1 protein-coding gene is annotated in these 298 nt (G+C 36.2%); it reads right to left on the bottom strand.

Translation table 11 applies throughout. The annotated features are described in order from the left end of the window. Positions 1 to 298, bottom strand: a 298-nt coding sequence (locus MM817_RS16645; RefSeq protein ID WP_241717186.1) for a hypothetical protein, incomplete at both ends; no start/stop codon positions are given.

Genomic DNA, 298 nt, shown 5'->3' with positions numbered 1-298 from the left:
TTCGAAATAGGTCTTTATATCGGCTAATTGTTTTTTTAACTTCCTGTAATGGCGACCCTTGTTATCGATGTTTTTTAAGATGCTAATGTATCTTTTGGTGTATATAGGCTGATTACGATCTTCTGCATGCCACCATCTGTATACGCGATACAAGCGATGCGTAGTTTTGCCCAGTTCTTGATAGTCTTCATCAGTCAGTACATTTTTGATTCTACCGATGTAATTACTAGGATAGTAAGAAAATACAGCATCGTTGTGTAAGTCTCGTATGGCTTTTTCACCAAGTTCAAATAAGTTT

The sequence above is a fragment of the Sulfoacidibacillus ferrooxidans genome (assembly GCF_022606465.1).
GTDB classification, from domain to species: domain Bacteria; phylum Bacillota; class Bacilli; order Alicyclobacillales; family SLC66; genus Sulfoacidibacillus; species Sulfoacidibacillus ferrooxidans.
This window is presented reverse-complemented; position numbering and strand designations above follow the sequence as displayed.